The 6253-nt window shown below is 68.0% G+C and carries 5 protein-coding genes; 1 reads left to right on the forward strand and 4 read right to left on the reverse strand.

What is annotated here, in order from left to right; all coding sequences use genetic code 11:
• Both ruvX and ACXJKR_RS21460 read right to left on the reverse strand, forming a co-directional pair.
• Window positions 1-305, reverse strand: a 305-nt coding sequence (gene ruvX / locus ACXJKR_RS21455; protein ID WP_457324548.1) for a Holliday junction resolvase RuvX, incomplete at its 3' end; no start/stop codon positions are given.
• Window positions 305-883, reverse strand: a complete 579-nt coding sequence (locus ACXJKR_RS21460; RefSeq protein WP_056199455.1) for a YqgE/AlgH family protein — start codon at window positions 881-883, stop codon at window positions 305-307. The genes ACXJKR_RS21460 and ruvX, both read right to left, overlap by 1 nt.
• 112 nt (window positions 884-995) lie before the next feature.
• Between ACXJKR_RS21460 and ACXJKR_RS21465 the strand changes: the two genes are divergently transcribed.
• Entirely contained in the window at window positions 996-2420 is a 1425-nt protein-coding gene (locus tag ACXJKR_RS21465) for a cryptochrome/photolyase family protein (protein WP_457324549.1), read from the forward strand.
• Between the two features lie 63 nt (window positions 2421-2483).
• Here ACXJKR_RS21465 and ACXJKR_RS21470 read toward each other — a convergent pair whose 3' ends face one another.
• Together ACXJKR_RS21470 and ACXJKR_RS21475 are read right to left on the reverse strand one after the other, a co-directional pair.
• Entirely contained in the window at window positions 2484-3521 is a 1038-nt protein-coding gene (locus ACXJKR_RS21470; protein WP_457324550.1) for a GGDEF domain-containing protein, read from the reverse strand.
• Window positions 3522-3531: 10 nt separating this feature from the next.
• Window positions 3532-6253 (reverse strand): hybrid sensor histidine kinase/response regulator (locus ACXJKR_RS21475; RefSeq protein ID WP_457324551.1); only part of this gene is annotated, 2722 nt, incomplete at its 5' end.

Consider the following 6253-nt stretch of genomic DNA (forward strand, 5'->3'; position numbering starts at 1 on the left):
CTGGTGTAGCGCTCGTCCACTTCGAAGACCGGCAGGTGATGGCGCCCGGCCAGCCGGCGACCGAAATTCTGTGCCTTGGCCGTCATCTCGTGGGGCGCGCCGTCGGGGTGGCGCGGCACGCCGATGACGAGGGCGTCGGGCTGCCAGGTCTTGACGAGGGCGGCAATCGCGTCGAAATCGCCACTCCTGACCGTGGCACGCGGCTCGGCCGAACCGAGCAAGCGCGTGCCCGAGGCGACGCCGATGCGTCGGGTGCCAAAGTCAAAAGCAAGAAAGATCTGATGCGACGGCGCCAACGCCGCCATCATGCGTGCCCCGCGTCCGAACTGAGCATGCGTGGGTCCACGCCCAGCAGGGCCAGTGCGCGCTCGTAGCGCTGCTCCACCGGCGTGTCGAAGATGATCTCGGGCGCCGCGTCCACCGTCAGCCAGCCGTTGCGGCCGATTTCCTCTTCAAGCTGGCCCGCGGCCCAGCCGCTGTAGCCGAGCGTGACAAAGATCTTCCTGGGGCCGGCGCCGTTGGAGAGCGCTTCAAGCACGTCGCGGCTGGTCGTCATCTCCAGGCCGCCGGGCACGGCCAGCGTGGCGTTGTAGTGGCCACCCTCTTCGTCCAGCGGCTCGTGCAGCACGAAACCGCGGTCGGTCTGCACCGGGCCGCCATAGAAGACGGGGCTGTCGGCCAGCGGTTCGGCCGGTGGGCTGAGTTCGACCTTCTCGAACAGATTGCCCAGCGTCAGAGAGATGGGTTTGTTGATGACGAGGCCCAGGGCGCCGTTGTCGTTGTGCTCGCAGAGGTAGACCACGGTGCCTGCGAAGGCCTCGTCGGCCATGCCGGGCATGGCGATGAGGAATTGGTTGGTCAGGACGATCCGGTCGGCGGGCATGGCGGCATTTTATTCTGGCCGCTTTGCGCTTCAGCGCTTTATCGCCCGGGAGACTGGTGCTTGCCGAGGTCGCCCAGCCTGGGCGGGCGTGCAAAGACCTTAATCTGCGCCCATGCCTGCTCACCTTGACCGCGCTCTTGTCTGGTTTCGCCGCGACCTGCGCGCGGGCGACCAGGCCGCGCTGTATCACGCGCTGCGCAGCGCGAAACAGGTCTTCTGCGCATTCGTCCTGGACCGCGACATCCTCGACGCCTTGCCACGCGCAGACCGACGCGTCGAGTTCATCCTGGGCGCGCTGCAGGTGCTGGACGAGGACCTGCGCAAGCTCGGCGGGGCGCTGATCGTGCGGCATGGCTTTGCGGCGGACCAGATCCCGCGCCTGGTGGCCGAGCTGGGCGTGCAGGCCGTGTTCACCAACCACGACGACGAACCGCAGGCGCTGATGCGCGACGCGCTGGTGGCCGACCTGCTGAAACCCCTCAATGCCGAGCTGCGCACCTTCAAGGACCATGTCATCTTCGAGCGCGGCGAGGTCATGACGGCCGCGGGTGGGCCGTACAGCGTGTTCACACCCTACAAGAACGCCTGGCTGCGCAAGGTCGATGAGTTCTATCTGGGCAGCTATCCCACCGAGCGGCATGCGCATGCGCTGGCGAAGAGCAAGCTGGCCACTGAGATCCCCAAACTCGAAGAAATCGGCTTCAAGCCCGCCGGGCTGACCGAGCATGTCGGCCAGGGCGTCCGCGGCGCCGAGGCGCTGCTGGAGGACTTCCTGAACCGCATCGACGCGTATGACAGCAGGCGGGACTTCCCGGCGATGAAGGGGCCGAGCTATCTAAGCGTGCACCTGCGCTTCGGCACGGTGTCGATCCGGCGCCTCGCGCRCATCGCGCACCAGCGGATGCTGGGCGGCGAACATGGCGCCGAGGTCTGGCTGTCAGAACTGATCTGGCGCGACTTCTATCACCAGGTCATGCACCACCACCCGCATGCGATGACGGCGGCCTTCAAGCCCGAGTACGACGCCATCCGTTGGGAGACGGGCGCTGAAGCCGACGCGCTGTTCGCCGCCTGGTGCGAGGGCCGCACCGGCTACCCGCTGGTGGACGCCGCCATGCGCCAGCTCAACCAGACGGGCTATATGCACAACCGCCTGCGCATGGTGACAGCCAGCTTCCTGACCAAGGATCTCGGCATCGCCTGGCAACGCGGCGAGGCTTATTTCGCGCAGCAACTGCTGGACTTCGACCTCGCGGCCAACAACGGTGGCTGGCAATGGGCCAGCAGCAGCGGCTGCGACGCCCAGCCCTATTTCCGCATCTTCAACCCGGTGAGCCAGAGCGAGAAGTTCGACGCGCAGGGCCGCTTCATCCGCCGCTACTGCCCCGAACTGGCGGAGCTGCCGGCCAAGACCATCCACGAGCCCTGGGCGCGCGCGCCGCTGCAGATGCAGGGCAGCGTCTACCCGCGCCCCATCGTCGACCACGCCATCGCACGGGAGCGCACGCTGGCCCGCTACGCCGTCGTCAGGCGATGAACGGAGAGCAAAAAGGTCAGCCTGCGGTCTTGTGCGGGTGACGAATGCTTCAGCGCGGCGGCTTCAGAACAGCTCGACGTCGCTGAGCTGTGCCGATTCCTGGATCACGCCGCTGGCCACCAGGGCCGCGTAGTTGTGGACCTGGTTGCGACCATGGCCCTTGGCGTGATAGACCGCCTTGTCGGCGCGCTCGAAGGCATCGGCTGGCCCGTCGCCCGGGCGCACCTCGGTGAAGCCGATGCTGACGGTGATGCGGCCCACCTGCGGGAAGGCGTAGCGTTCGGTGTTCAGGCGCAGGCGCTCGAAGGCCTCGCCCGCGTGGATCTCCTCGTCGYAGCGCATCAGCACGACGAACTCCTCGCCGCCGAAGCGATAGAGCATGTCGTGAAAGCGGAAAGAGCCGCGCATCAGGCGCGACAGCAACAACAGCACTTCGTCGCCGATCAGGTGCCCGAAGCGATCATTGACGGTCTTGAAGTGATCAATGTCGATCACGCCGAGCACATAGTGTTGGATGGCCGTCTCGTGGCGGCGGTCCTCGGCCTCGTGCGTCACGTCGGCACGCGTCGGGATGTCCGACAACACCTTCAGGAAGCTCTCGTCGAAGGTCTTGCGGTTCAGCAACCCCGTCAGCGTGTCACGCTCGGAGTAGTCGAGCAGGCCCTGGAAGTTGTGATAGATCCGCAGCACGCTGCTGACCATGCGCTGCGCGCCCGTGCCCAGGCGCCGCGTGGACAGGATCTCGATGACGCCGATGACGTCGCGGTCGGTCGCAATCGGGAAGAGGTAGAGCCACTGGCCGCCCTGGGCCACCTGGGTGACGCTGCGGCTGCGCATGGCCTCCAGGCGCAGCGGATGGTCGGTCGCCTTCGGCAGCGCACCAGGCTTGGCCCACAGCGGGTCGGCCGACGCGACCGCATCACCCGCGCGCAGATGGGCACGGGTCAGCCAACGTTCGTCGCCCGGCTCGCCGACGCTGCGGTAGATCGCGACGGACTCGGGCTCCAGCAGGTCACGCAGCGCCATGACCAGGGTGACGTCCATGACATCCCGGTCACGAAAACCGGTCAGTTCAGCAAGATGGTCGACAACCTGGGACATGGGGGGGTGCTCAGGCCGCCACGGCCTGCTGGGTGAACTGCTGGATCAACCCGAGCAGATACTCCTCATCGTAGGGCTTGCCCAGGTAGTGGTCGACACCCAGCTGAGCCGCGTAGTCGCGGTGCTTCTGGGCAATGCGCGAGGTGATCATGATGACGGGCAGAGCAGCCAGCCGCGAGTCGGCGCGCATGTTGCGCACCAGGTCGAAACCGTCCATACGGGGCATTTCAATGTCGGACAGTACCACCGAAGGCAACTCGTCACCCGACAGCTTCTCCATCGCATCCAGGCCGTCCTTGGCCAGCATGACGCGCAGGCCGACGCGCTCCAGGAAGCGCTGGGTCACGCGACGCACCGTCAGCGAGTCGTCGACGACGAGGACGAGCGGCGCCTGCGTCACCGTCTCGACGACCGGTGCGGCCTGCTGCGGCGTTTCGCCCAGCGACATGGCATGGGCCGCCGCCAGGCGGGCCTGGGCGTCGAGGCCGTACCAGTCGGCGAGTGCCACGACGTTGTAGATCAGCGCCACCTCGCCCGAAGCCAGCAGGCTGATGCCCGCCAGGCCCGGTACGCGATTGAGCTGGGCGCCGAGGTTCTTGACGACGACTTCCTGGTTGCCGACGACCTCATCCACGTGCAGGGCCAGTGCTCCCTGGGCGCTGCGCACCAGCACCACATGGGTGTGGCGGCCATGGACATGGCCACGGCCCGCGTGGCCGAGCAGGCCGCCCAGCCAGTAGAAGGGCATCTCGACACCGCCATGCTGCAGCTTGCCGGTGGCATAGGCCGCCTCGACTGCATCGACGGGCACGCGCTGCACTGACTGCATCAGCGCCGCGGGGACGGCGATGACCTGGTCGGAGCTCTTCAGCAGCACGACCTGCGTCAGCGCCGTGGTGAGCGGCAGGCGCAGCAGGAAGCTGGTGCCCTGGCCGGTGGTCGACGTGGTTTCGATGGTGCCGCCCAGCGTGCCGACCTCGGCACGCACGACGTCCATGCCAATGCCGCGGCCGCTCAACTCGGTCACCTGGYTGGCCGTGGAGAAGCCCGGCGCGAAGATCAGGCGCTTGAGCTGCGCGTCGTCAGGCTCGGCGTCGGGCGAGATCAACCCGAGCTGCAGGCCGCGCTCGCGGATGCGTCCGAGGTTGAGGCCGGCGCCGTTGTCGGAGAAATTCAGCAGCACTTCGTTGCCGTGCTGGCTGACCTCGATGCGCAACGTGCCGACCGGGTCCTTGGCCGAAGCCGCGCGCACCTCGGGCGACTCGATGCCGTGAGCGACGCTGTTGCGCAGCAGATGCTCGAAGGCCCCAGCGGTACGTTCCAGCACCGAGCGGTCCAGTTCGGTCTGGCCGCCGGTGATCTCCAGCTTGACCTGCTTGCCGGCATCGCGGGCAGCCTGCCGCACGACGCGGTGCATGCGCTCGCCGATGCTGTCGAAGTCGACGAGGCGGGTGCGCAGCAGGTCGTCCTGCAGCTCGCGCGTCAGCCGGGATTGCGCGGCCAGCTCGTCTTCGCCGGTCTGGACGTTGCGGCCCAGTGTGCGCTGCAGCGTGGCCACGTCACCCACCGACTCGGTCAGCATGCGGGTCAGTTCCTGGAAGCGCGTGTAGCGGTCGAACTCCAGCGGGTCGAACTCGCGGCCGCCCTGCTGCGCCGCCTCTTGCTGGGCGTGCATCTGGGCCTCGGCCTGCAGATCCAGCTCGCGCAGCTGGGCGCGCAGGCGCTCCAGGTTGTCGTCCAGGTCAAGCAGCGCGCCCTTCATCTGGACCAGCTCGGACTCCATCCGCGCACGGCGGATGCTGACCTCGCCGGCCTGCGTGGCCATGCGCTCCAGCAGGCTGCCGCGCACACGCACCAAGGCCTGGCCGATGGCGAGGTTGTCGCTGCCGGCAGCGACCTCGGCGGTGTCGGTGAAGCGGCTCCAGTCGATCTCGCGCGCTGGTTCGGCGGGCTTCTCGACGAAGGTGGATGCGACCGGCCRCACATCGGCTTGGGCAATCTCGGCCAACAGGCGCTCGGGTTCAGGCGCCGGCGCAGCCGCCTCGACAACGACCGGCGGCTTGGCAGCGGGTGCCGGCGGCGGCGGGGCGACGATGGCCGGCGCGGCCGGCACGGCGGCAGATGCGAGCCGGCGACCGAGTTCCTCGAAGGCGTGCTCGAGGGCATCACCCTCATGCTGCAGCGCCTGGACCTGGCCGTGGTTGGCGCTGCCGGCCCTCAGCAGGTTCTCGATGGCGGATTCGAGGTTGTGGGCCTGCTCGCCCAGGCGCATGGCGCCGGCCAGGCGGGCGCCGCCCTTGAAGGTGTGCAGGGCACGCATGCAGGCGTCGGAACGGCCCAGCTCGCCCGGATGGGCCAACCAGTCGCGCAGCGCACCGTGCAGTTGTTCCAGCAGGTCGCGCCCTTCCTCCTCGAAGATGGGATAGAGGTCGGGCTCGATGTGGTCGGGCAGGCCCGGCTCGGGCTCGTCGTCGGCCGCCAGCAGCGGGGCAGGCTCGGTTTGCGGCACAGCCTCGGCAACCGTCTCTGCGGCCGGCTCGGCAATGGGCTCGACGAGGGGTTCGGCCAGGTCGACAAGATCGGCGAGATCAACGACGGACTCCGGCAGATCAGCAGCCACGGTGACCTGGTCATCCAGGTCGCCGGCGAGGGTGTCGTGCAGGGCTGGCACAGGCAGCGCGTCCAGGGGCGCGGATGCCGTGAAGGACTCTTCCTGCGGCTCGTAGGCATGC

The sequence above is a fragment of the Roseateles sp. P5_E11 genome (assembly GCF_054049355.1).